General features: G+C 72.4%; 1 protein-coding gene. It reads left to right on the top strand.

Annotation, left to right across the window (positions count from 1 at the left end):
- Positions 1-278: 278 nt before the first annotated feature.
- Positions 279-521, top strand: a complete 243-nt coding sequence (locus ACSNOC_RS27860; protein WP_436750350.1) for a hypothetical protein — start codon at positions 279-281, stop codon at positions 519-521.
- Positions 522-634 lie beyond the last annotated feature (113 nt).

Raw genomic sequence — 634 nt, forward strand, 5'->3', positions numbered from 1 at the left:
GTGCCGCCGGGGGAGTGGGTCGGGGGCCCCGCCATCCAGTGGGGCCTGACGCCGAGGGGGGACTGTCTGACGGACGCCGACCGGCTGCGGGAAGCGGTGCGTTGCGTGCTGGGCGGGGGTGGCCGTGTCTGAGGCGATTCAGTGGCCGCCGGGGACGCCGGTGCATCTGACCGTGCCGGTGTGGGAGATGGGGTACTGCCACGGGTGCGCGGACGTGGTTCGCCTCGCGGACCATGTCTGTCCCGGGCGGCAGGCGCAGGCGGAAAAGGAGCCGGGCCGTGAGTGAGGGCGTCATCGTGTCCGTCGAGGTGGATGCCACGACCGTCCGGCGGGGAGATCAGCTCATGGTCGGCGGGGCCGTGTTCACCGTGCAGGACATGACCACCGTCCCGCAGGGCGGCAAACGGCTCGACTTCACCACGGGGGAGTCACTGGTGCTCCGGGCAACCACCGTGCTGTGGGTCGCTCGGCGTGTGCGGCCAGTGCCAGGAGCGACGGCTCCTCGCCGTGGGGGGCTATGAGCTGGAGGCCCGTGGTTCGGGTGGCCGGGAGGGTGATCGCGGGTGGCGATGGCGCTCAGCACGGTCGCCCGCGCGGTCTGGCGGTGCGCGCGCTCACGGTAGGTACTCATCGC

This window comes from Streptomyces sp. URMC 129 (genome assembly GCF_051386415.1).
Classification (GTDB): domain Bacteria; phylum Actinomycetota; class Actinomycetes; order Streptomycetales; family Streptomycetaceae; genus Streptomyces.